The organism is Dactylosporangium cerinum (assembly GCF_042653625.1).
GTDB lineage: Bacteria > Actinomycetota > Actinomycetes > Mycobacteriales > Micromonosporaceae > Dactylosporangium > Dactylosporangium cerinum.
In genome coordinates this window covers 99803-122500 of sequence record NZ_JBHSIU010000059.1, presented here as the reverse complement: position 1 = coordinate 122500, position 22698 = coordinate 99803, and the positions used below count along the sequence as shown (strand labels likewise).

Here is a 22698-nt window from a genome sequence, read left to right as displayed (position 1 = left end):
ACCCAAAACCGGCATCCACCATCACCCAATGCCGAAAATTATGACAAAGCACTACTAGGGCCTGTGTCGAGGTAGGCGGCGGGCCCAGACGCCGCCTGGACCCACGCCGGTCACACCCGGATACAACCCCGGTATCCGGGCGCGCCCGGCGCGGCCCCAGCCGACGCCTGAACCTCGCCTCGCACCGACTCCTACCTCGACACAGGCCCTAGTCGTCGGCCATGACGGCTGCGACCTCGGTGCGGGCGGCCCGGCGGGCCGGCAGCACGGCGGCGACCGCACCGGCGACGGCGGCGATGACGACGTAGAGCAGCAGCTGGCCGTACGGGACGACCGGATGCCCGTGGCCGAACTGGCGGATCAGGCCGACCGAGGCGGACACGCCGACGAGCACGCCGAAGCCGACGCCGACCACGGCGCCGACGAAGGCCATCAGCATCGCCTCGAGGATCAGCATCCCGCGCAGTTGGCCACGCGACAGCCCGAGCGCCCGCAGCAGCGCCGACTCCCGGGTGCGCTCCAGCACCGACAGCGCCAGGGTGTTGGCGATGCCGGTCAGGCCGATCACGATCGACATGCCCAGCAGTGCGGAGAAGACGCCGAGCTGCTCGTCGAGGGAGCCGGTGATCCGGGCCCGCCACTCCGCCTGGCTGCTGATCTGGGTGAGCGGGGCCTGGACCAGCGCTGCGTCGACCGCGGCCCGGGAGTCCGCCGGCGCCACCCCCTCCGCCGCCTTGACCAGCACCTGGTCGGGGTCACCGGGGCCGAACACGGTGGCGTAGTCGGCCCAGTCCAGCAGCGCCTGGCCGTCGGTCGGGGCGTCGTCGTACAGCGCCGCGACGGTGAGCGTCAGCGTGCGCACCCGCACCTCGGAGCCGACCCGGGCGCCGATCTCGTCGGCGAAGAACCGGTTGAGCGCGACCGTGCCGGGCTTGAGCGCGCCCGCGGAGCCGACGGTGATCTCGGGGCGCAGCACGGTGTCCAGCGCGCCCGGCTCCATCGACCAGATCTCGGCGCGCCGGCCGTCGACGTCACCCTCGCGGCTGCGGGCCGCGGCGACCGCGGCCAGCTCGCGGTGCGAGCGCAGGGTCGCGGTCACCGCCAGGGGCACCTTCCGGCTCTGCCCACCGGGGGTGTAGACGCCGCTGATGATGTAGTCGACCGCGAAGTTCTCGTCGAGCTCCTGCTCGGCCTGGGCCCGCGCGGTCGCCAGCAGCACGCTGAAGACGCTCATCAACGCCAGGCCGACCATGAGGGCGCTGGTGGTGGCCGCGACCCGCTTGGGGTTGCGCAGCGCGTTGGTGACCGCGAGCCGGCCGGCGGCGCCGAACAGCTTCGCCGGCAGCCAGCCCGCCCAGGCGGTCAGCCGCGACACGATCAGCGGCGCCCCGATCACGATGCCGGTGAAGACCGCGATCGCGCCGAGGAAGACGATCGGCACGCCGTTGAACCCCGGCACCGTGGTCCCGTACAGCATGAGCAGCCCACCGGCCACGGCCGGCGCCGCCGCGAGGGCGACCCGCAGCAGCCGGCGGCCGGGTGCGACCTCCGACAGGGCGGTCGTGCGCAGCGCGGCGATCGGCGGGATCCGGCTCGCGGTGGCGGCCGGCAGCAGCGACGCGATCACCGTGAACAGCGTGCCGGCGAAGACGCCGACCAGGACCGTGGTGGGCGTGACGATCAGCCGGTCGACCCGGACGCCGCTGCCGACGGTGTTGCGGCCGATCAGCAGGCCCTCGCCGACGACCGTGCTGACCAGCAGGCCGCCGAGGGAGGCGACGACGCCGACGACGACCGCCTCCAGGATCACCGAGCCGAACAGCTGCCCCTTGGACGCCCCGACGCAGCGCAGCAGCGCCAGCTCCCGGATCCGCTGGGCGACCAGGATCGCGAACGTGTTGTAGATGACGAAGACCGACACCGCGAGCGCGATCAGCCCGAAGCCGAAGATCACGATCAGGAAGCCGTCGACGTACTTGGCGGCGGCCTGCGCGTATTCGTCGCGCAGCTGCGCACCCGTGGTCACCCAGCCCCGGCCGCCGAGGGCCGACTCGATGCGGCCGGCGAGCTCGTCCTGCGACCCGCCCGGCTGCCCGGACACGACGACCTGGGCGTAGCCGTCGGCGCCGGTGAGCGTCCGCATGTCCCCGGGCGTGAGCGCGGCCACGGTGAAGCCCGCGAAGCGCTTGTTGGCGCCGAGATCCATGATGCCGACGAGGGTCAGCGCGACCGGCTTCTGGTCGAGGCCGACCACCGAGACCTGCCCGCCGACGGTGAAGCCGTAGATCTCCGCGGTGGTGTCGTCGACCGCGATCTCGCCGGCCCGCTGCGGCTGGCGGCCGGTGCCGATGTCGTACATCGCCAGGTGATCGTCGCCCGGCGTGGACAGCGCCCAGCCGATCCGGCCCAGGTAGGAGATCAGCCGGCCCTTGCCGTCGAGCATGGGCAGCCGCTCGGCCATCCGGCCGTCGGCGTGCGTCACGCCGGACACGGCCTTGATCTCCTCGACGATGCCGGGGTCGAACCGCTGCCCGGACTCGCTGAAGCCGGCCGAGCCGACGGAGACGTCGACGTTCTTCGCGGCCCGGGCAAGGTCGTCGTAGAAGGCGGCCTTGGCCGTGTCGCCATAGACCAGGGTGCCGGCGAGGAACCCGACCCCGATCATGATGGCGGTTGCGGTCAGCAGCAGCCGTAGCTTGTGAGCACGCAGCCCGGCGAGAGTTGTTCGCAGCATCGGCCGCGACTGTACCTAGGGAGTCTGACAATGGTGTCGATGTGGGCAATCATCCGACGGTGGTTCGATCCGCGGGAGGTGCGGTCCGTCGGGACGACCCCCGACTACCGTTTCTCCCTCGCCAACGAACGCACGTTCCTGGCCTGGCTGCGCACCGCCCTGGCGCTGGTCGGCGGCGGGCTCGCGGTCGCGCAGTTCCTGCCCGGGCACCGGCTGCGGGTCGTGATCGCGGTGTCGCTGTTCGCCCTGGGCGGCCTGGTCGCGATCCGCGCGATCGACCACTGGGCCCGCAGCGAACGGGCGATGCGGCTGGGTGAGGCGCTGCCGCCGTCACGCTTCCCCGGCATCCTGGCCCTGATCGTCGCGCTCGGCGCGGTCGCCCTGCTGGTGGCGACGTTCCTGTGAGCCCGCCGGCAACCGATGACGGTCCACCGGGCGCGCAGCTGGAGCGCACCATGCTGTCGTGGCGGCGCACGACCGTGTCGTTCACCGCGGTGGCGCTGCTGCTGGCAAGGCTCGCCGTGCTCGAGGCGCCCCGGCCGCTCGCCCTCGTCGCCGTCGCCGCCATCGGTCTCACCTGGGCCGGAGCAATTCACCTGATCAGGATGAGAATCCGTGCCCTCACCCTTCCGGTGGGCCGTACGCTGCCGCTCGTCGTCACTCTCACCCTGCTGTACTGCGCGACGGGCACCCTGTTGCTGGTGTCATAGGGCGCCTCGCTGCGTCATGATGGCGAAATGGGACGTGCACTGCCCTTTCTCATCGTGCTGGTCGCGACGCTGGTGGCGTTGATCGACTGCCTGTCCACGGACCGCGACGACGTCCGGGGGCTACCGAAGGCCGTCTGGTGTCTCGTCATCCTGGTGCTCCCCGTCGTCGGCGTCATCGCCTGGTTCTTCGCGGGCCGTCCGCTCGCGACCGAGGAGCCCGCCGGGGTCGCCTCGGCCGGCGGCACGCGCCGCCGGCAGACCAAGCCGGTCGCCCCCGACGACGACCCCGACTTCCTGCGTGGCATCGACACAAGTCGCTCCCGCGACGACGCCGAGCTGCTGCGCCGCTGGGAGGAGGACCTCAAACGGCGGGAGGAGGAGGGATAGCCCGCGGCACGCAGAGCAGCAGGGCCCCGGGGGAGATCCGGGCCACAAGCATCCGGGCCGGCGCGACGACGTCGCCGTCGAGCTCGCGGGCCTGTTCGCGGTCGCTGTGCACCTCGACCTTCCTCGCCCGGTAGGTCTCCAACTGCCGCCTGCCGCCGCGGCGCATGATCACGCCCCAGCCGAGCCGCACCCAGTCGGTGAGGTCGCGGGGGGTCAGGACCGCCACGTCCAGCCAGCCGTCGTCGGGTTCGGCGTCCGGCAGCAGCGGGATCCCGCCCTGCAGGCGCCCCACGTTGGCGACGAGCACGCTGCGGGCGCGGCGGCGCAGCCAGCGCCCGCCGTCCAGGCGGATCCGCATCGGGACGCGCTTGCGGCGCAACCGGCGGGCGCCCGCCGCGACGTAGGCCAGCCAGCCGAACCTCCGCTTCGCGGTGTCGGGGGTGGCGTCGAGCAGCTCCGCGTCGAAGCCCATGCCGGCCATGACGGTGAACGTGCCCGGGTGGCCGGTGCTGGTGTCGGCGCCGTCGACAATGCCCACGTCGATGCGCCGCCGGTCCCCGCGGATCGCCACGTCGACGGCCGCCCGCACGTCGCGGGTGACCCCGAGGTTGGTCGCCAGGAGGTTGCCGGTCCCGGAGGGCACCAGCGCCAGCGCGACGTCGGTGCCGGCGAGCACGGAGGCGACGGCCATGACCGTGCCGTCGCCGCCGCAGGTGAACACCACGTCCACCCCTGCCTCGACCGCCTGGACCGCCATGCCGCAGCCGGGGTCCTCGGGGGTGGTCGTCAACCAGAGCGGCTCGGGCCAGCCGGCCTCGGCGAGCAACCCGCAGATCTCCTCGCGCCGCTCGTCGAGGTCGACGACCTTGGCCGGATTGACGATGACGGCGCTGGTGGTCACGTGCCGACCTTGCGGTACTTGGCCTGGAAGAAGCAGTAGACCCCGAACGCGGCGACCCCGAGCGCCACCGCGAGCAGCAGGAACTTGCCATACGGCTGGGCGACCAGCGTGTGCAGCGCCGCGTCCAGGCCACGGGACTTGCCGGGGTCGTTGGTGACGGCCGCCTGCACCAGCAGGATCCCGACGATGCCGAAGGCGACCCCCTTGGCGATGTAGCCGACCTGCCCGGCGCGGATCGCGGATTTCCGGGTCTTGGGCGACGCCGCGCCGAAGTTCAGCTTGCGTTCGAATTTGCGCTTCCAGCCGTACCAGAGCATCCCGACGCCGAACCCGAGGACACCCAGCCCGATCAGCCCGACGAGCCACTCCCCGGCGGGCTTGGACATGAGCCCGGTGGTGAACTGCTGCTGCTGATCGGCGCTGGAGGACGGCGCGCCGGTGACCACCTTGCCGGCGGTCCAGGCCAGCGCGGCGTAGATCACCACGCGGGCGGCGGAGGCGACCCGCTCCCAGATCCGCTCCTTGCCCCGCACGTCGCGGTGCCCCCAGATCGCGAGCGCCACCTGCCACACGGCGAGCGCCACCAGGCAGATCAGCACGAACCAGAGCAGCACCTTGCCGAACGGCTGCTCCGCGAGCTTCTGGAAGGCACCGGACTGGTCGCCCTCCTGCCCGCCCTCACCGAAGGCGATCTGCGCGGCCACCCAGGCGAGCGCGAGGTGCAGCAGCCCGTACCCGATGAACCCGACCTTGGTGAGATTCTTGAACAACTCGCTCTGCGTGGCGCGGCGCGCGGTATTGGCGGCGGTCATGTTCTCGTTTTCCCCCGACTGGGCATGCTGGCAAACGTGAGGACCTCCAAGAGCGCCCTTTGGCGCATGGCCGGCTTCGGCGGCACCGCGCTGCTGTTCAGTCTCTTGATCATTGCGGTACGGGTGCAATGGGTGCCGATGGAGTCCGTGGACCGCGGCATCGCCGAGGCGCTCAACCAGTCCGTCGCGCCGAGTGACTTCCTGGTTACGCTGATGGGTGGCATCAGCCGGCTCGGCAGCTTCGGCGTCATGGCCTGGCTGGTCGTGATCGGCGCCACGCTGGTGCTGATCCGCAAGCAGTACCGGCTCGCCGGGTTCCTGGTCGCGACCACCGTGGGCGGGCTCATCCTCGACCCCACCCTCAAGCTGGCCGTCGGCCGGCTGCGCCCGGTCGTCGAACAGCCGGTCGCGCAGGGCGGCGGCAACAGCTTCCCCAGCGGCCACTCCCTCAACTCGCTCATCTGCTACACGGCGCTGCTGCTGGTGTTCCTGCCGGCACTGCGGCCCCGCTGGCGCAGGGTGGCGGTGATCGTGGTCGGCGCGCTGGTCGCGCTGATCGGGTTCAGCCGGCTGGCGCTGGGCGTGCACTTCCTGTCCGACGTGATCGGCGGCTGGTCGCTGGGCGTCGCCTGGATCGGGCTGTGCGCGACCGCGTTCGAGCTGCTGCGGTACCACCAGGGCCGGCGCGTGACCGAACCCCTCGAGGAGGGCCTGGAGCCAGAGGCGGCCGACGACCTGCGCCCCACGGAGCCGCACGAGCACCGCACCGGCGCCGGCTGGGCCGTCGCGGGCGGGGTGATCGCCTGGGTCTTCACGTTCGGCGCGCTGGTCGTGATCGGGCTCCCGCTCGCCCGGCACCGCGACGGCAACGGCAACGTCCTGTGGGACTCCACGGTCCCGCACTGGTTCGCCGGCCACCGCAGCGACGCGCTCGGCCACGTGAGCATCGTCGGCAGCGAGGTCGGCAACACCCACGCGATCCTCGCGATCGGGCTCGTCATCGGCGCCGTCTCCCTCGCCGCCGTCCGCCGCTGGCGCCCGGTGATCTTCCTGCTCACCGTGATGTTCGGCGAGCTGACCCTGTTCCTGGCCAGCGCCGCGATCGTCGACCGGGCCCGCCCCGACGTGGAGAACATGGACGGGCCGATGCCGACGTCGAGCTTTCCCTCCGGCCACGTCGCCGCCACGATCCTCATCTGGTGGACCGCCGCAGTGCTGGTCTGGCCGCGGACCCGGGCCTGGTGGCGGTGGGTGCTGCCGGTCCTCGCGGTCGCGATGCCGCTGTGGGTCGCCGTTTCGCGGATGTACCGCGGCATGCACCATCCCACCGACATCGTCGGCAGCGTGGTGCTGTCGGCCCTGTGGCTGTGCGCCATGTACTGGCTGGTCAAACCCAACGCCGACCTGCCCGCCGGGGAGACCCCGGCACCGGTCGGCGACCTTCAGGACTCGGGTGTGTCGCGATGAAGCAGGACTGGTTCCTCACGGAGGAGGAGCGGGGCAACCCGCACACCAGGATCACGGCGTGGACCGACGGCAACGCCGTGCGGCCGCTGATCGACGGCAAGGAGTACTTCGCCGAGCTGTACGCCGCGATCGAGCGGATGGAGCGCGGTGACCTGCTGCTGTTCACCGACTGGCGCGGCGACGCGAGCCAGCGGGTCAGCAAGAACGGCCCCTCGATCGGCTCGGTGCTGTGCGCCGCCGCGGAGCGTGGGGTCCGCGTCAAGGGCCTCATCTGGCGTTCGCACTGGAACGCGCTGCAGTTCAGCGCGGCGGAGAACCGGCGCTTCGCCAGGAAGATCGAGGCCGCCGGCGGCGAGTGCCTGCGCGACATGCGGGTCCGCGTCGGCGGCTCGCACCACCAGAAGCTCGTCGTGCTGCGCCACCCCGGCCGCCCGTCGCTCGATCGGGCGTATGTCGGCGGCATCGACCTCTGCCACGGCCGCCGCGACACCCCGGCACACGAGGGCGACCCGCAGGCCGTGGAGATCACCCCCAAGTACGGCAAGCGGCCGCCCTGGCACGACGTGCAGCTGGAGCTGCGCGGGCCGGTGGTCGGCCAGGTCGAGGCCACGTTCCGGGAGCGCTGGGAGGACCCGTCGGCGCTGTCCCGCAACCCGCTGCACTGGTTTCAGGGCAAGGTCGAGGACGAGAACCTGGATCCCGACCGGCTGCCGCCGCAGCAGCCCGACCCCGCTCCGGCCGGCGAACTGAGCGTGCAGCTGCTGCGGACGTATCCCTACCGCCGCGGCGGCTACCCGTTCGCCCCGGACGGCGAGTTCAGCGTCGCTCGCGGCTACGGCAAGGCGGTCCGGCGGGCCCAGCGGCTGATCTACCTGGAGGACCAGTACCTCTGGTCGCCGAAGGTCGCCAGCTGCTTCGCCGACGCACTGCGGGAGCACCCCGAGGTGCACCTGGTCGCCGTCGTGCCGCGCCATCCCGACCGGCCCGGCACGTTCGGCAGCATGCCGCAGCTGTACGGCCGTTCCCGCGCACTCGCCATGCTCCGCGAGGCGGGCGGCGACCGGCTGCACGTCTTCAGCCCGGAGAACGCCGCTGGAACCCCCATCTACGTGCACGCCAAGGTCTGCGTCGTCGACGACACCTGGGTCACGACCGGCTCCGACAACGTGTCGCTGCGCTCGTGGACCCACGACTCGGAGCTCACCTGCGCGATCCTCGACCCCTCGGGCACCTACCCCCGAGCCCTGCGCGAACGGCTCTGCCGGGAGCACCTCGAGCTCGACGAACTCCCCGAGGGCCCGATCGAAGAGATCTTCGACGCGTCCGCCAAGGCGCTGCAGGCCTGGCACGACAGCGGTCGGATCGGCCCACGCCCGCCCGGCCGGCTCCTGCCCTACCGTCCGCCCCGGGTCCCCCGCCGCACCGCGACCTGGGCCCGTGTGGTCTACAACACCATCCACGACCCCGATGGCAGGCCACGGGGGCTGCGCCGGGCGGGTGCCTTCTGAGCGTTTTGCGCCGTTCACCAACCCGCCTTGTCCGCGTGGTCGGATAGCGCGATGACAGCGTGGCAGCTCGCCTGCATCGACATGGCGGGGACGACGGTGCGGGACGACGGCCTGGTCGAGCAGGCCTTCACGGTCGCTTTCGCGGGCGAGGGCGTGGCGCCCGGCACCCCGCAGCACGACCGGATGCTCGCCGTCGTGCGCAAGACGATGGGGCAGAGCCGCATCGAGGTCTTCCGGCTGCTGCTCGACGGCGACGAGCGCCGCGCCCAGGCCGCCAACGACACCTTCGAGGAGGCGTACGGCCTGCTCGTCGACGAAGGTGCGGTGCTGCCCATCCCGGGCGCCCTGGAGGCGATCAAGACACTGCGGACCGCCGGGATCAAGGTCGCCCTGACGACCGGATTCGCCCGTGCCACCCAGGAGGCGATCATGGACGCCCTCGGCTGGTGGGGGCAGGTCGACCTGGTCCTCTCCCCCGCCGACGCCGGACGCGGCCGCCCCTTCCCGGACTTCATGCTGGTCGCCGCGCTGAAACTCGGCGTCGAGGACGTGCGCCGCATGGTCGTCGTGGGCGACACGCCGCTGGACCTGATCGCCGGCCAGCGCGCCGGCGCCGGCCTCCTCGTCGGCGTCCTCACCGGCGCCGGGGACCGCCAGGCCCTCCAGGCGTCCGGCGCCCACGAGGTGATCGGCTCGATCGGCTCCCTCCCCCGCCTCCTGGGCCTGGAGTAGCCGCGCCCGCACGGGAGATCTCGCACGGCGAAGGTCACACGCCGGACGGCGATCCTCGCTGCGCGGAGTTCCACGCGGTCGCGCCGATTACTGGCAGGACCCGCACCAAGGCCTGACGATCTTTGGTCGCTTGATCGAAGGCGCCGGGTGGTCGCGTGTGGGCGACCACGGCGCTCTTTCGATCATGAGCGGGGCGGGAGATCGCCGTTTCGACGCGGGGACCGACTGTGCCGTCAATCCGCAACAGCCTCCCGGACAGAGCCTTTTATCCGGTTTGCCCGGCCCAAAGTTGGATCTTCCCGGTGACCGAAGTCGCGGGCCGGCCGTCCACGCAGTCGGCACGCGACTTCGATCACCGACATGACGGTGCCGACGCTGGAACGCGTCCGGCACAACGGACGGAACGGCACCGTCGCGGCCCTGGCGACGGTGCCGTTCCGGATCACGAGAAGCGCGACGGTGGCTACGCCAGGTTCGATGAGCGCGGGTAGGCGTCCTCGGGGTCGGTGAGCACGTTGACCAGGTAGGGCACGCCCGAGGCGAACGCCCGGTCGAACGCGCCCGCGAGGTCGCCCGGCTTCTCGACCGTCTCGCCGGCGCCGCCGAGTGCCTTGACGACATCGTCGTAGCGCAGGCCCGGCTGGAGGTCGGCGGCGACGTCGTAGCCGTAGATGTTGCGCATCGGGTGCTTCTCCAGGCCCCAGATGCCGTTGTTGCCGACCACGATCACGACCGGCAGCTGCTGGCGGACCAGCGACTCGACGTCCATCAGCGAGAAGCCGGCGGCGCCGTCGCCCATGAGGACGCAGATCTGGCGGTCCGGATACGTCACCCGCGCGCCCATCGCGTAGCCCATGCCGGTGCCGAGGCAGCCATACGGGCCCGGGTCCAGCCACGTCCCGGGCTGCGACGGCTCGAGGTACTTGCCGGCGTAGGAGACGAAGTCGCCGCCGTCGCCGATCGTGACCGCGTCCTCGGCGAGGACCTTGCGCAGCTCGCCATAGACGCGGCTCGGCTTGATCGGGTCGGTGTCGGCCTCCAGGGCCTGCTGCTCCCGGGCCCGGCCGGCGTCCTCCGCGGCCCGCAGTGCCTCGATCCACTCCTCGTGGTCGGCGACCAGGCCGGTGTACGACGCGAACGCCGCCAGGATCGCCCGCAGGTCACCCGACGGCGCGGCGGCCGGCGTGACGTGCCCGGCCCGCTGCGACGGGGCGTCGGTGACGTGCACGACCTGGGCGCCGCCGAAGTCGCCGAAGCCGAGCCGGAAGTCCAGCGGGGTGCCGACGACGGCGATCACGTCCGCGCCGCCGAACGCCGCCTTGCGGGCCCGGGAGAACGCGAGCGCGTGCGACGGCGGGAGCGTGCCGCGGCCCATGCCGTTGGCGAACACCGGCACGCGCAGCGCCTCGGCCGCCTCTCGCAGGGCGGCGGTGGCGTGCCCGGCCCACACGTCGGAGCCGGCGATGATCACGGGCCGCTGGGCGGCGGCGAGCAGCTGCACCGCCCGCGCGACCTCGTCCGGGTCCGCCTCCTCGTGCGGCACGGCCGGCGCTGGGGTCGCGTCGACGCCGTCGGCCTGCGAGAACACCACTTCCAGCGGCAGGTCGACGAAGACCGGGCCGCGGTGCGGGGTGAGCGCGGCGAGGGCCGCCGCCTGCATCCTGGAATACACCTCGTCGGTGGCGAAGATGGTCTCCGCGTGCTTGGTGACGGCGCGGACGATCGGCAGGTGGTCCATCTCCTGCAGGCTGCCCGATCCCCAGCGGAACTGCGGCGCCCGCCCGCCGATCACGACCACCGGCGCCCCGTTGAACGAGGCGCTGGTCAGGCCGGACACGCCGTTGGTGACGCCGGGGCCGGCGGTCAGGACGGCCAGCCCGGGGCGGCGCTGCAGCTTGGCGACGGCCTCAGCGGCGAAGACCGCGGACTGCTCGTGCCGCACGTCGACGATGCGCACGCCGTTCTTGTGGGCGGCGTCATACAGCGGGAAGACGTGGGCCCCGGAGAGCGTGAACAGCTCCTCGACCCCGAAGCCCCGCAGCGCCGCGAGCGCCAGGTCCCCGCCGTGCCCGTCGATCTGCGTCATGCACCCTCCTCGATCAGCTCCGGCCGACGCGAATGTTACTCACTTTCACCCGGTTGCGGCGCCTTCACCGCGCATTCGAGTCGAACCACGTGCTGGGCGGCGGAGGCCAACGATCGGCGGTGAAGTAGAAGGAGACATATCCGGCGGCGACCGGGGTCACGATCAGCAGCACGAGCACCAGCAGGGTGAGCATCGCCCGGGCGAACGGCCCCCGCCGCCTGGTCCCGCCACCCGGCCGCCGCTCGTCGGTCCCCTGAGCGGGACGCCCCTGCCCCGGCCGCTGCTGATACGCGGGGCGCTGCTGGGCGCCGCCCTGACGGCTGGGGTTGCCGAACTCGTCATGGCGGGTCGCCGGCTCCACGGGCGGCGCCGGGCTGATCGGCACCCCGCCGCTCGACCTGAAGATCTGCCCCGCCGCCCGGTTCGGCGGCGCGGAGACCGGCGGCCCCCCGTAGTTCGCCGGCGGACCCGACATCGGCTGGTTGTAGCCGGCCGGCGGCCCGGACATCGGCTGGTTGTAGTTCGGCGGCGCCGTCGAAGGCTGGTTGAAGTTCGCCGGCGGCGCCGACGACGGCTGGTTGAAGTTCGCCGGTGGCACCGACACCGGCGGGCCGTAGTTCACCGGCTGGCCGGTGGCCGGCACGCCATAGCCGCCCTGCTGGCTCGTCGCCTGGCTCCCGGCATAGTTCCCCGGCGGCGCCGACGCCGGATAGGCCGGATATCCACCGCTGACGGGAGGCGACGAGACCGGCGGCGCCGACATCGGCACCCCGGACATCGGCGCGGCACTCGCGGCCGACTCCGTGGCGAACGTCCCCGCCTCCGGCCACAACGGCGCGTCCGCCCCGCCCTGCCCCACGGCAGCCTGCTGCCCCGCCCCGGCCTGCTGCGCCACGGCCGGCTGCTGTGCCACGGGAGGCCGCTGGGCGCCGGCCGGCTGCTGCGCCGCGCCGAACTGCCCGGCACCGGGCTGCGGGCCGCCGGACGTCGGGGCCGGTGGCTGCCAGTCGAAGCCCGGCACCCGCGGGATCACCCCCGTCGCCGGCCCCGGGGCAGGAGCCGCCGTCGCCGGGATCTCGGTCGACCCGGTCAGCATGCTGCCCTCGGCGACCACCAGCTCGGGCTGCTCGATCACCACCGGCGCGGTGCCCAGCGCCCGGTGCAGCAGCGTGCCGACCAGCGGCATCCGGCTGGACCCACCGACCAGGAACACGCCGGCGACGCTGCCCTCGCTCAGCTGCGCCCACCGCATGACGCCCTGCGTGACGCGGACCGTCTGCTCCAGCAGCGGCTGCGCGAGCCGCTCCAGCTCGTCGCGGGTGAGGTGCACGTCGATGTTGAGCAGCGGCACCGTCAGGTCCGACGCCGGCTGGCGGGACAGGCGCTCCTTCGCCACCCGGGCGTCGTCGAACAGCAGCCGCCGGGCCCGCCGGTCCTCGACCGTCTGCGGGCTCATCAGCCGCTGCCACTCCTGCGGTGCCTGCGGCTCACAGATCGCGCCGATGTGCGCCACGATCGCGTTGTCGACGTCGATGCCGCCGATGTCGTCGCGGCCGTCGACGGCCAGGACCTCGAAGCCGTCCCTGGTGCGGGCGACCACGCTGGCGTCGAAGGTGCCGGCACCGAAGTCGTGGACCACCACGACGGAGCCGACCGGCACGTCCTTGCCGAGCACCTGGGTGAAGTAGGCGGCGGCCGCGACGGGCTCCGGCACCAGCCGGACCCGGCCGAGCCCTGCGGCGGCCGCGGCATCGGCGACGGCGAGCCGCCGGGTGGCGCCCCACGACGCCGGGAACGTCACCGTCACCTCGGACGCCACGTCGCCGACGGTGCGGGTCCACTCGTCGCGGACCCGCCGCAGCACGGTGGCGACCAGGTCGTTGACCGGGATCTCCCGGTCGCCGAGCAGGACCGTGCCGTCGTCGATGCGGCGCTTCGGGTTGGGCTCGAAGCGGGCCGGCTCCAGCCGGGCGCTGTGCACGGCGTCCCGGCCGACGATGACGGTGCCGCTGGGCTCGGCATAGACGGCGGAGGGCAGCAGCGGAGACCCGTCGAACAGCAGCGCGCGGGACCGCCCGTCCGGCCACCGCACCACGGCGACGGTGTTGGAGGTGCCGAAGTCGACACCGAGCCGGATCCCTGGCGTTGGCATGCCCCGAAGTCTAGGCGCCGGGTACGACCATTCTCACGCCTCGGCGGCTCCGGTCGCGTTGCCGACTGACGGAGACGCCGGCGGCGGGCCGAGCGGCCGGACCCAGGCCCGCGCGCTGGGCAGCAGGAGCAGCAGCGCGGACCCGAGGTAGACCGCGGTGACCGCGAGCCAGGCCGGCTGGTCCGAATCCGCGGCGGTGTACGCGCCCCCGACGGCGAGGAAACCGCACAGCGCCATCGGATACCACAGGTGGCCGTTGCTGCCCCGCCGCAACCGCCGGGCACCGTGCATGAACAGCACCGCGAGCGCGAGGGAGGCGATCGTGGCGTACAGCACGAAATTCCAGTCCGCGTCAGGCATCCCGAGTTCGGACTGCGGCAGCTTGGACACGACGAGCACCACCACGGCGACGGCGGTGAAGATGGCGGAGAGCACGCCGTACAGCTTCAGGAAGCCCGCCGGCCAGCGGATCGCACCAGGCGCGAAACGGCGCATCGGCGGCGGCACGGGTGGCATGACGTATTGCGGCACGTAGACGACCGCCGGCGGGGGCGGCTGGTAGAAGACCGGACGTGGGGGCGGATACGCCATCGGCGGTGGCGGCGGCATCCGGCGTACCGGTGGCACGGGGTTGAACGGCACCGGACTGACCGGCACCGCCCCGGGCGACACCGGCGCCCGCCCACCGGAAACCGGCGCGATCCCGCCCGAAACAGGTGCAATCCCACCCGAAACCGGTGCAGCCCCACCCGAGACGGGTGCGGTCCCACCAGAGACCGGCGCGATCCCACCAGCGGGTGAAACGGGCGACCCGGGCGGGGCGACGCCACCGGAGGCGGGCTCGGCCGGCGCCGGAGCCACGGCACTCCCGGCGGTGACCGGCCAGCCACCACCCGCCGGCACACCGCCGGGCCGGGCGCTGCCCCGTACACCACCCGGAGGCTGACGAGGCACGGCAGCGACCGCACCCGACGGTTTGTCGACCCTCGCGCCGACGAGCACGCTGCCCTCGGCGACCACCATCTCCGGCTGCTCGATCGTCACCGGCGGCTTGCCGAACGCGCGGTGCAACTCGGTCGCGACGAGCGGGATCTGGCTCGCCCCGCCGACCAGGAAGATCCCGGCGACCTGCTCGGCCGTGACCCGCGACAGCCGGACCGTCTCGGTCAGCACCCGCACGGAGCGCTCCACCAGCGGGCGGGCCGCCGCGTCGAACTCCTCCCGGGTGAGCTGCACGTCGACGTCCAGCAGCGGGACCAGGACGGTGACGGCGGAGGTGCGGGACAGCCGCTCCTTGGCCTCGCGAACCTCGTCCCGCAGCGTCCGGGCGGCGCGCGCCTCCTCGACCGTCGAGGGGGCGATCAGCCGCTGCCACCGCTCCGGCGGCAGGGTCCGGCCGATCATCGCCAGGACGACCTCGTCGAAGTCGAGCCCGCCGAGATCGTCCCGGCCGTCGACGGCGAGGACCTCGAAACCCTCGTTGGTGCGGGCCACGACGCTGCCGTCGAACGTGCCGGCGCCCAGGTCGTACACCACCACGGCGGAGCCGACCGGCACCAGGTGGCGCAGCACCCGCACGAAGTAGGTCGCGGCCGCCACCGGCTCCGGCACCAGGGTCGCGTCGGGGAGTTCGGCCGCCCGCACCGCCGCGGCGAGGGCCTTGCGCCGGGTCGAGGCCCAGTTGGCCGGGTGGGTGACGGTGATCGTGGCGGGTGGTCCGCCGGCGGTCCGGATGAACTCGGCGCGCACCCGCTGGAAGACGGCGACGAGGAGGTCGTGGACCGGCACCTCCCGATCGCCGAGGAACACCTGCCCGTCGTCGATGCGGCGCTTCGGGTTGGGCTCGAAGCTGGCCGGCGCGCGGCGGGCGCTGTGCACGGCGTCGCGGCCGACGACGACCTCGCCGTCTTCGAAGAACGTCGCGGACGGCAGCAGCGGCGTGCCGTCGAAGAGCAGGGGGCGGGCCCGGCCGTCGGGCCACCGCGCCACGGCGACGGTGTGCGACGTGCCGAAGTCCACGCCCAGGGCCACCATGCCCGGAATCCTAAGGGTTAGGCGGACTGCTCGACCGCCCGCTGTAAGGCTCGGTAGATCTGACCGAATTTCGGCGAGTCGGTGGTCGAGTAGATCATCGACTCGCCGGACCGGGTCCGGACCCAGATCTCGTGCACGCCCTTGCCGTGGTCGTGCGCCCGGTCGAGCAGGTCGAGCAGGCCTTCGACGCTGAACGCGACGATCCCGCCGATCACGATGATGCCGAGAATCCCGCCGGCGATGTACATCGTGGAGTCCGGCCCGTCGAAGTCGATCCGCCGCGCCGCGATGCCGGCGGCGATGAGCAACCCGATGATCAGCAGCACCGCACCGCCCCGGGTGGCGAGCATGTAGGCGCCCCGCACCAGCCGACCGGATCGACGGTGCCAGATGTAGCTGAGGGTCTCCAGCGGATACCACGTGTCATCGACGCGCACACCGTCGGAGCTGATGTGCACCACGTGGTCGCGGTAGTACGTGGTTGCCATGGCACCTCAGACGGTACGCCGGAATACGCTGCGGGCAACGACAACGACGTTGAGGAGACACTGTGGGCGACAGCAGGCTGGTCCGGCTGGAGATCGAAGATGGTATCGGCACGATCCGGCTGGACCGTCCGCCGGTCAACGCGCTGAACATCCAGATCCAGGAGGAGCTGCGCGAGGCGGCCGCCGCCGCGACGGCGGACCCCGATGTGCGGGTCGTCATCCTGTACGGGGGAGACAAGGTCTTCGCGGCCGGCGCCGACATCAAGGAGATGGCCGGCATGGGCTACTCCCAGATGGCCGCCCGGGCCACCGCGCTCACCGGCGCGTTCGACGCGGTCGCCCGCATCCCGAAGCCGGTCGTCGCGGCGATCAACGGGTATGCGCTCGGCGGCGGCTGCGAGCTCGCGCTGACCGCGGACTGGCGCGTCGCCGCCGAGGACGCGACCCTGGGCCAGCCGGAGATCACTCTCGGCATCATCCCCGGGGCGGGCGGCACGCAGCGGCTGGCGCGGCTCGTCGGGCCGGCCCGGGCCAAGGACCTGATCATGTCCGGACGGTTCGTCAAGGCCCCCGAGGCGCTGTCGATCGGCCTGGTCGACAGGGTTGTCCCGCCGTCGGAGGTGTACGCGGCTGCGAAGGCCATGGTCGAGCCGTACGTACGCGGACCGGCGCACGCGCTGCGGGCCGCAAAGCTCGCCGTCGACGGCGGCCTCGACATGGATCTCGCCTCCGGCCTGGCGTGGGAGAGCCAGCTGTTCGCGGCGCTGTTCGCCACCGAGGACAAGACCGAGGGCATGGCCGCGTTCGTGGAGAAGCGCAAGCCGAACTTCGCCTGACGCCACCGTGGACGGCCGCTACGCCGCCTGGGCGTGGTAGCGGCCGTCCACGATCGACAGTCGCAGCGGGAGACCGAACGCCTTGGACAGGTTCTCCGCCGTCACGGTGTCCCTGAGCAGGCCCTGCGCCACGATGCCACCGTCGCGCATCAGCAGCGCGTGGGTGAACTCCGGCGGGATCTCCTCGACGTGGTGCGTGACGAGCACGATCGCCGGCGAGTCAGGGTCGGCGGCCAGCTCCGACAGCCGCCGGACGAGGTCCTCGCGGGCGCCGAGGTCCAGCCCCGCGGTCGGCTCGTCGAGCAGCAGCAGCTCCGGGTCGACCATCAGGGACCGGGCGATCTGGACCCGCTTGCGCTCCCCCTCGGACAGGGTGCCGTAGAGCCGGTCGGCGAGCGCGCCGACACCGAACTGCTCCAGCAGCGCCTGCGCCCGGGACTCGTCCATCCGGTCGTACCGCTCGGTGAAGCGCCCCACGACCGCCCACGAGGCGGTGACGACGACGTCACGGACCGTCTCGTCGGCCGGCAGCTGCAGCCCCGCGGAGGAGAACCCGAGCCGGGTCTTCAGCTCGTTGATGTTGGTGCGGCCGAGCCGCTCCCCCAGCACGGTCACCGTGCCGCGGGTCGGATACAGCCTGGCCCCGGCGAGGTTGAGCAGCGTGGTCTTGCCGGCGCCGTTGGGGCCGAGCACGACCCAGCGCTCGTCGAGCTCGACCTGCCAGCTCACCGATCGGATGAGGTCGGACCGGTTGCGGGTCACCGTCGCTTTGTCGACCGCGATGACAAGGTCATCAGACACGGCCCAATCCAACCATGTCCCTGCCCTGGCACGGGCCCGGCCCCCCACTCCATGGACAAAAGCCGTATCGTGCGCGGGGATGAGTGCCGTACTGGAAATCGCCGGTCTGGTGAAGACCTACCAGACACTGTTCGGCAAGCCGCGGATCGCACTGGACCACCTCGACATGGAGGTCCACCAGGGCCAGATCCACGGGTTCCTCGGACCCAACGGATCCGGCAAGAGCACGACGCTCAAGACGCTGCTCGGCCTGTTGCGCGCCGACTCGGGGCACATGCGCATCCTCGGCCAGCCGGTCCCGAGGGCGTTGCCGCAGGTCGTGTCGCGGGTCGGCGCGATCGTCGAGGCACCGGCGTTCTTCGGCAACTTCACCGGCCACAAGACGCTCCTGCTGCTCGCCAAGGCGGGCGGTGTGCCGAAGCAGCGCGTCGACGTGGTGCTGGACCAGGTCGGCCTCGCCAACCGCGCCGAGGACATGGTCAAGACCTACTCCCTCGGCATGAAGCAGCGCCTCGCGGTGGCCTCGGCCCTGCTGAAGGACCCCGAGCTGCTGATCCTCGACGAGCCGAGCAACGGCCTCGACCCGGCCGGCATCCGCGAGATGCGCGACCTGCTCCGCGAGCAGGCCGACCGCGGCGCGACCGTGGTCATCTCCAGCCACATCCTCGCCGAGATCCAGCAGATCTGCGACTCGGTCACGATCATCTCCCGGGGTCGCCGGGTCGCCGCCGGGCCGGTGTCGGAGGTGCTCGCCGCCAACGACCGCGGCACCTACCGGGTCCGCGTCGACGACCTGCAGCGGGCCGCGCAGATCCTCGCCGACGCCGGCGCGCAGATCACGGTCTCCGGCGACCAGATCGTCGTGCACGACCTCGCCGATCCGGCCTGGATCTCCCGCGCCCTCGGCCTGCACGATCTGTGGGTCCGCGAGCTGGCACCCGTCGCGCAGCTGGAGGACGCGTTCCTCACCCTGACCGGCGGCGGCCCGCGGCGCGGGCAGTTCCGGCCGGTCGACAACTCAGAGTGGCCACGCCATGACGAGGCTCCGCGTCATGGCGGGCCTCCGCGTCATGGCGGGCCGCCGCTTCATGACGGGCCGCACCGGCCCATCGAGGTCACCGGCCAGATCATCGAGAACGGACGGCAGGCATGACCGCGCTGCTGCGGGCCGAGTGGACCCGCCTGTTCAGCCGCCGGGTCACGCTGGTGACCCTCGTGCTCATCGCGACGCTGCTCGCGTTCCTGACGTTCGGCTTCACACTGACCCGCAGCGACCCGACGGCCGAGGAGATCCGCGTCGCCGGCGAACGCGCCCAGGCCGCCGCGGTCCTCTACGACCGCAACGTCGAGCTGTGCGAGGCCGTGCAGAGCGGCACGCAGGCCGCGCCGGCCGGCGTGGACTTCCCGCGCGGCTGCGACTACGGCCCCCGGCCCACCGCCGACTCACTGCTCGAATTCGGCTTCTCGTTCGCCCGCCAGTGGCCGCAGCTGTTCACGACCGCGGCGATCGTGCTCACGGTCGCCGGCTTCGTGCTCGGCGCGTCGTTCGTGGGTGTGGAGTGGAGCTCCGGTGGCATGCTCAACCTGCTCCTCTGGGCGCCCCGCCGCTGGGCGGTGCTGGCCGGCAAACTGATCGCCGTCTGCGCCGGGATCGCGCTGGTGTCGGTGGTGTACCTGGCTGCCTGGACCGGCGCGTTCATGGCCGTCGACGCCATCGGTGACTCGGTCAGCGTCATGACGTTCGGGGACTGGACATCGCTGCTGATCACCGCGGTCCGCGTGGCGCTGCTGGCGATGGCCGGCACCGCCCTGGGCTTCGCGATCGCCTCGATGGGCCGGCACACGTCGACCGCGCTCGGGGTCGGGATCGCCTACCTGCTCATCTACGAGCTGGGCGGCATCATCCTCTTCCAGCTGATCGGTGGCACCGACTACTCGGCGAGGTACCGGCTGTCCAGCTGGGTGTCGGCCTGGATGAACAAGTCGTACGCGTTCGAGAGCAACCCGGCGTACTGCGACGACAAGGGCTGCGTGGCGGCCTCCACCACGCAGCTGGGCAGCTGGCCGCAGGCCGGTGTGGTCATCGCGCTGGTGGTGGCGATCCTGCTGGCGGGCGCGTTCGCGTCGATGCGGCGGCGCGACACCAACTGACCCCGACCTCATGATCCGGAAGAGCCTGTGTACCCAGGGGTGCACAGGCTCTTCCGGATCATGGGCGTATCAGGCCGTGTCGCCGAACACCTCTTCGCGGACGGCGTCGAGGCCGGTGAGGATCGCGCCGTTGAGGACCGGCTCGCTGGAGACCTCGGTGGCGACGACCCGCGGCGACACCACGGCGATCGCGGCGACCTCGTGCTGCACCCGCTGCGCCAGGTCGGCGCCGCCGGCCTGGCCGATCTCGCCGGCCAGGACGACCAGCTCCGGGTCGAGCACCAGCCCGACCGACGCCACCCCGAGGGAGATCCGGCGGGCCAGCTCGTCCAGGAAGGGGCTGCCGGCCGTCCCGGCGGCGATGGCCGCCCTGATCGCCTCGCCGGCACCCGCGGCCTTGAACCCGTGGGACCTGGCGACCGTCTTGACCGCCGCGGCGTCGGTGAGCATCCGGAAGCCGCTCTTCGCCCGGCGCGACGCGTCGCGGCTCACCTGCGTGCCCGCCACCGGCAGGTAGCCGATCTCACCGGCCGCGCCGACGCTGCCCCGGTGCAGCCGGCCGCCGAGGACGACGGCGGTGCCGACGCCACGGTCCAGCCAGACCAGCACGAAGTCCTTCGCGCCGAGCGCGGCGCCGCTGTGCTGCTCGGCGATGGCGGCGAGGTTCACGTCGTTCTCGAAGGCGACGGGGCGCCCGAGGTCCTCCCGCAGCGCCGTGAGCAGGCCCCGATGCCAGCGCGGCAGGTCCCAGGCGAACGTGATCTCGCCGCTCTTCGGATCGACCAGGCCGGGCGTGCCGAGCACGATCCGGCGGATGCGGTCGATCGGCGCGCCAGCCTCGCCGGCCGCCTCGACGACGGCGGCGTGCACGACCTTGACCGGGTCGTCGCCCTCGCCGATCGAGACGTCGGTGCGCCCGACGATCCTGCCCGTGATGTCCGCCACGCCGGCCACGACGTGCTGCGGGCCGGCCTCGACGCCGACGACGTATGCGGTCGCGGGGACCACGGCGTACATCTGGGCGTTGGGTCCCCGGCCGCCGGCCTGCTCGCCGACGCGCTCCACGAGCCCCCGCTCCTCGAGGCGCTCCACCAGCTGGGATGCGGTGACCTTGGACAGTCCGGTCAGCTCTCCGAGCTGAGCGCGGGTCAGCGGACCCTTGCTGAGCAGCAGCTCGAGCGCGGCGCGGTCGTTGAGCGCGCGCAGCAATCTAGGGGTGCCGGGAAGACGAGCAGAACTCATGGTGACGTACACCCCTAGTATTTAAGAAACTTTCCTATTAGATTGCCTCGGGCAACGTATACCGGAAAGCGTACGGTCACACCACCCATACGACCTACGCACAACTGGTCAAGATGCTCTTACGATCGTGGATAGCGCATCCGACGAGTGTCCAACACTGGTCACGCGCTGAGGGGGGAACACCGTGTCGAACGATCCAGGACTCCGCCGGCTGGCGCTGGGCACGCTGCTCGGCGCATTCCCGGGCGCACAGGCCCCGGCCTGGGCCGTCGACCTGGTCGCCGAGGGGATGGCCGGACACCTGCTGTTCGGCTACAACATCGTGGACCGTGACCAGGTCGCCGCGCTCACCGCCGGCCTGCACGCGGCCCGTGACGGCGTCCTCATCGCCATCGACGAGGAGGGCGGCGACGTCACCCGCCTGGCGCACCGGCTCGGCAGCCCGTACCCGGGCAATGCCGCCCTCGGCGCGCTCGGCGATCCGGCGATCACCCGCCGGGTGTATCGCACCATCGGCGCCGAGCTCGACCAGCTGGGGCTCAACCTCAACCTGGCACCCACGGTCGACGTCAACACCGCCGACGACAACCCGATCATCGGCACCCGCAGCTTCGGCGCCGACCCGCAGCTCGTCGCCGCGCACACCGCCGCCGCCGTGCTCGGCCTGCAGAGCGCCCGGGTGGCCGCCTGCGCCAAGCACTTCCCCGGCCACGGCGCCACGCTCGCCGACTCCCACCTCGAGCTGCCGACGGTCGACATCTCCGTCGACGAGCTCCGCGGCCGCGAGCTGCCACCCTTCGCCGCCGCCGTCGAGGCGGGCGCCAAGTCGATCATGAGCGCGCACATCCGCGTGCCCACCCTGACCGGCGACGCTCCGGCGACCTTCAGCAAGGCCGTCCTCGTCGACCTGCTCCGGACCGAGCTCGGCTTCACCGGCGTCGTCGTCACCGACGCCCTGGAGATGCTCGGCGCCGCCCGCTACGCCGGCAGCACCCAGGCCGGCGCCGTCCTCGCCCTCGCCGCCGGCGCCGACCTGCTGTGCATCGGCGCCGATGTCGACGAGAAGCTCACGCTCGCCTGCGTCGACGAGATCGTCACCGCCGTCCAGGACGGCCGGCTGCCGCTCGCCCGCCTGGAGGAGGCCGTCGCCCGCGTCCAGGCCCTGTCCGACTGGACCCGCCAGGGCGACCGCACCGACCGGGAGGAGCCCGGGCTCGGGTACCCGGCCGCGCTGAGCGCCGTGCGCGTCGAGGGCTCGGTCGACCGCTCCTCCGCTCCGCTCATCGTCCAGCTGGAGTCGGAGTCGTCGATCGCCGCCGGCCGCGTCCCGTGGGGCCTCGGCCCGCACGTCAACGGCACCGAGCAGATCCGCGTGGTGGCCGAGCAGGCCGCGCCGGACGAGCTGCGCACCCGGGCCGGCATCCGCCCGATCGTCGTCGTGGGCCGCAACGTCCACCGCCTGCCGGGCGCCCGCAACCTGGTCGACGCCCTGGCCGCCACCCACCCCGTCACCGTCGTCGAGATGGGCTGGCCGTCCTCCTGGCGCCCCACGGGCGCCCGCGCCTTCATCACCACCTGGGGCGCCAGCCACGCCAACGGCCGCGCCGCCGCCGAAACCCTCGGCCTGGCCGCCTAGCCCCGCTCTCCTTCTCATGAT

The 22698-nt window shown here is 72.5% G+C and carries 19 protein-coding genes; 10 read left to right on the top strand and 9 right to left on the bottom strand.

Annotated features, from left to right (window positions below):
- Positions 1-208: 208 nt before the first annotated feature.
- Complete coding sequence (locus ACFPIJ_RS41605; protein ID WP_380124063.1) at positions 209-2734, bottom strand: ABC transporter permease; 2526 nt, start codon at positions 2732-2734, stop codon at positions 209-211.
- A gap of 39 nt (positions 2735-2773) precedes the next feature.
- On the opposite strand from ACFPIJ_RS41605, the gene ACFPIJ_RS41600 reads away from it, so the two are divergent.
- From ACFPIJ_RS41600 to ACFPIJ_RS41590, 3 genes are read left to right on the top strand one after another with little or no spacing between them, the layout of a single operon-like run.
- Positions 2774-3139: a YidH family protein gene (locus ACFPIJ_RS41600; RefSeq protein WP_380124061.1), complete on the top strand. Its 366-nt coding sequence runs from the start codon at positions 2774-2776 to the stop codon at positions 3137-3139.
- Positions 3136-3444 carry a DUF202 domain-containing protein gene (locus tag ACFPIJ_RS41595; protein WP_380124059.1) on the top strand — a complete coding sequence of 103 codons (309 nt, stop codon included), beginning with the start codon at positions 3136-3138 and terminating at the stop codon, positions 3442-3444. Before ACFPIJ_RS41600 ends, ACFPIJ_RS41595 begins: the two co-directional genes overlap by 4 nt.
- A gap of 27 nt (positions 3445-3471) precedes the next feature.
- Entirely contained in the window at positions 3472-3831 is a 360-nt protein-coding gene (locus tag ACFPIJ_RS41590) for a PLD nuclease N-terminal domain-containing protein (protein ID WP_380124057.1), read from the top strand.
- Here the strand turns inward: ACFPIJ_RS41590 and ACFPIJ_RS41585 are convergent.
- Together ACFPIJ_RS41585 and ACFPIJ_RS41580 are read right to left on the bottom strand one after the other, a co-directional pair.
- Positions 3806-4732: a diacylglycerol/lipid kinase family protein gene (locus ACFPIJ_RS41585; RefSeq protein WP_380124056.1), complete on the bottom strand. Its 927-nt coding sequence runs from the start codon at positions 4730-4732 to the stop codon at positions 3806-3808. The genes ACFPIJ_RS41590 and ACFPIJ_RS41585 overlap by 26 nt on opposite strands.
- Positions 4729-5544 (bottom strand): DUF1206 domain-containing protein, encoded by an 816-nt coding sequence (locus ACFPIJ_RS41580; protein WP_380124054.1) that lies wholly within the window; start codon positions 5542-5544, stop codon positions 4729-4731. The genes ACFPIJ_RS41585 and ACFPIJ_RS41580 overlap by 4 nt, the downstream gene beginning before the upstream one ends.
- 36 nt (positions 5545-5580) lie before the next feature.
- On the opposite strand from ACFPIJ_RS41580, the gene ACFPIJ_RS41575 reads away from it, so the two are divergent.
- Genes ACFPIJ_RS41575 through ACFPIJ_RS41565 form a run of 3 tightly spaced genes read left to right on the top strand, consistent with a single transcriptional unit; the run spans position 5581 to position 9251 of the window.
- On the top strand, positions 5581-7011 hold the full coding sequence (locus tag ACFPIJ_RS41575; protein WP_380124052.1) for a phosphatase PAP2 family protein: 1431 nt from the start codon (positions 5581-5583) through the stop codon (positions 7009-7011).
- Positions 7008-8519: a phospholipase D family protein gene (locus tag ACFPIJ_RS41570; RefSeq protein WP_380124050.1), complete on the top strand. Its 1512-nt coding sequence runs from the start codon at positions 7008-7010 to the stop codon at positions 8517-8519. Before ACFPIJ_RS41575 ends, ACFPIJ_RS41570 begins: the two co-directional genes overlap by 4 nt.
- Positions 8520-8570: 51 nt before the next feature.
- Positions 8571-9251 carry a phosphonatase-like hydrolase gene (locus ACFPIJ_RS41565; RefSeq protein ID WP_203846363.1) on the top strand — a complete coding sequence of 227 codons (681 nt, stop codon included), beginning with the start codon at positions 8571-8573 and terminating at the stop codon, positions 9249-9251.
- Between the two features lie 463 nt (positions 9252-9714).
- On the opposite strand, the gene ACFPIJ_RS41560 is transcribed toward ACFPIJ_RS41565, so the two are convergent.
- The 4 genes from ACFPIJ_RS41560 to ACFPIJ_RS41545 form a co-directional block, all read right to left on the bottom strand.
- Positions 9715-11337, bottom strand: a complete 1623-nt coding sequence (locus tag ACFPIJ_RS41560) for an acetolactate synthase (RefSeq protein WP_380124048.1) — start codon at positions 11335-11337, stop codon at positions 9715-9717.
- 64 nt (positions 11338-11401) lie between these two features.
- Positions 11402-13489: an Hsp70 family protein gene (locus ACFPIJ_RS41555; RefSeq protein WP_380124046.1), complete on the bottom strand. Its 2088-nt coding sequence runs from the start codon at positions 13487-13489 to the stop codon at positions 11402-11404.
- A gap of 33 nt (positions 13490-13522) precedes the next feature.
- Complete coding sequence (locus ACFPIJ_RS41550) at positions 13523-15523, bottom strand: Hsp70 family protein (protein ID WP_380124045.1); 2001 nt, start codon at positions 15521-15523, stop codon at positions 13523-13525.
- A 17-nt stretch (positions 15524-15540) separates the two neighbouring features.
- Positions 15541-16011 carry a DUF6232 family protein gene (locus tag ACFPIJ_RS41545; RefSeq protein ID WP_380124043.1) on the bottom strand — a complete coding sequence of 157 codons (471 nt, stop codon included), beginning with the start codon at positions 16009-16011 and terminating at the stop codon, positions 15541-15543.
- A gap of 62 nt (positions 16012-16073) precedes the next feature.
- Between ACFPIJ_RS41545 and ACFPIJ_RS41540 the strand changes: the two genes are divergently transcribed.
- Positions 16074-16847 (top strand): enoyl-CoA hydratase/isomerase family protein, encoded by a 774-nt coding sequence (locus ACFPIJ_RS41540; RefSeq protein ID WP_380124041.1) that lies wholly within the window; start codon positions 16074-16076, stop codon positions 16845-16847.
- A gap of 18 nt (positions 16848-16865) precedes the next feature.
- Here ACFPIJ_RS41540 and ACFPIJ_RS41535 read toward each other — a convergent pair whose 3' ends face one another.
- Positions 16866-17696, bottom strand: coding sequence for an ABC transporter ATP-binding protein (locus ACFPIJ_RS41535; protein WP_380124039.1), 831 nt, complete (start codon positions 17694-17696; stop codon positions 16866-16868).
- A gap of 31 nt (positions 17697-17727) precedes the next feature.
- Here ACFPIJ_RS41535 and ACFPIJ_RS41530 point away from each other — a divergent pair, with 31 nt between their 5' ends.
- Both ACFPIJ_RS41530 and ACFPIJ_RS41525 read left to right on the top strand, forming a co-directional pair.
- On the top strand, positions 17728-18801 hold the full coding sequence (locus ACFPIJ_RS41530) for an ATP-binding cassette domain-containing protein (RefSeq protein WP_380124037.1): 1074 nt from the start codon (positions 17728-17730) through the stop codon (positions 18799-18801).
- Positions 18798-19799 (top strand): ABC transporter permease subunit, encoded by a 1002-nt coding sequence (locus ACFPIJ_RS41525; RefSeq protein ID WP_380124035.1) that lies wholly within the window; start codon positions 18798-18800, stop codon positions 19797-19799. The genes ACFPIJ_RS41530 and ACFPIJ_RS41525 overlap by 4 nt, the downstream gene beginning before the upstream one ends.
- A 69-nt stretch (positions 19800-19868) precedes the next feature.
- Here the strand turns inward: ACFPIJ_RS41525 and ACFPIJ_RS41520 are convergent, their stop codons facing one another.
- A complete protein-coding gene (locus tag ACFPIJ_RS41520) occupies positions 19869-21041 on the bottom strand; it encodes an ROK family transcriptional regulator (protein ID WP_380124033.1) in 1173 nt (390 codons plus the stop codon).
- 184 nt (positions 21042-21225) lie between these two features.
- Between ACFPIJ_RS41520 and ACFPIJ_RS41515 the strand changes: the two genes are divergently transcribed.
- Positions 21226-22677, top strand: coding sequence for a glycoside hydrolase family 3 protein (locus ACFPIJ_RS41515; RefSeq protein WP_380124031.1), 1452 nt, complete (start codon positions 21226-21228; stop codon positions 22675-22677).
- Positions 22678-22698: the final 21 nt, after the last annotated feature.

Bases quoted from the DNA above. Each gene is read 5' to 3' on its own strand.
- ACFPIJ_RS41605 (WP_380124063.1), bottom strand. From the start codon at position 2,734: ATGCTGCGAACAACTCTCGCCGGGCTGCGTGCTCACAAGCTACGGCTG.
- ACFPIJ_RS41600 (WP_380124061.1), top strand. From the start codon at position 2,774: ATGTGGGCAATCATCCGACGGTGGTTCGATCCGCGGGAGGTGCGGTCC.
- ACFPIJ_RS41590 (WP_380124057.1), top strand. From the start codon at position 3,472: ATGGGACGTGCACTGCCCTTTCTCATCGTGCTGGTCGCGACGCTGGTG.
- ACFPIJ_RS41580 (WP_380124054.1), bottom strand. From the start codon at position 5,544: ATGACCGCCGCCAATACCGCGCGCCGCGCCACGCAGAGCGAGTTGTTC.
- ACFPIJ_RS41570 (WP_380124050.1), top strand. From the start codon at position 7,008: ATGAAGCAGGACTGGTTCCTCACGGAGGAGGAGCGGGGCAACCCGCAC.
- ACFPIJ_RS41565 (WP_203846363.1), top strand. From the start codon at position 8,571: ATGACAGCGTGGCAGCTCGCCTGCATCGACATGGCGGGGACGACGGTG.
- ACFPIJ_RS41560 (WP_380124048.1), bottom strand. From the start codon at position 11,337: ATGACGCAGATCGACGGGCACGGCGGGGACCTGGCGCTCGCGGCGCTG.
- ACFPIJ_RS41555 (WP_380124046.1), bottom strand. From the start codon at position 13,489: ATGCCAACGCCAGGGATCCGGCTCGGTGTCGACTTCGGCACCTCCAAC.
- ACFPIJ_RS41550 (WP_380124045.1), bottom strand. From the start codon at position 15,523: ATGGTGGCCCTGGGCGTGGACTTCGGCACGTCGCACACCGTCGCCGTG.
- ACFPIJ_RS41545 (WP_380124043.1), bottom strand. From the start codon at position 16,011: ATGGCAACCACGTACTACCGCGACCACGTGGTGCACATCAGCTCCGAC.
- ACFPIJ_RS41530 (WP_380124037.1), top strand. From the start codon at position 17,728: ATGAGTGCCGTACTGGAAATCGCCGGTCTGGTGAAGACCTACCAGACA.
- ACFPIJ_RS41525 (WP_380124035.1), top strand. From the start codon at position 18,798: ATGACCGCGCTGCTGCGGGCCGAGTGGACCCGCCTGTTCAGCCGCCGG.
- ACFPIJ_RS41520 (WP_380124033.1), bottom strand. From the start codon at position 21,041: ATGAGTTCTGCTCGTCTTCCCGGCACCCCTAGATTGCTGCGCGCGCTC.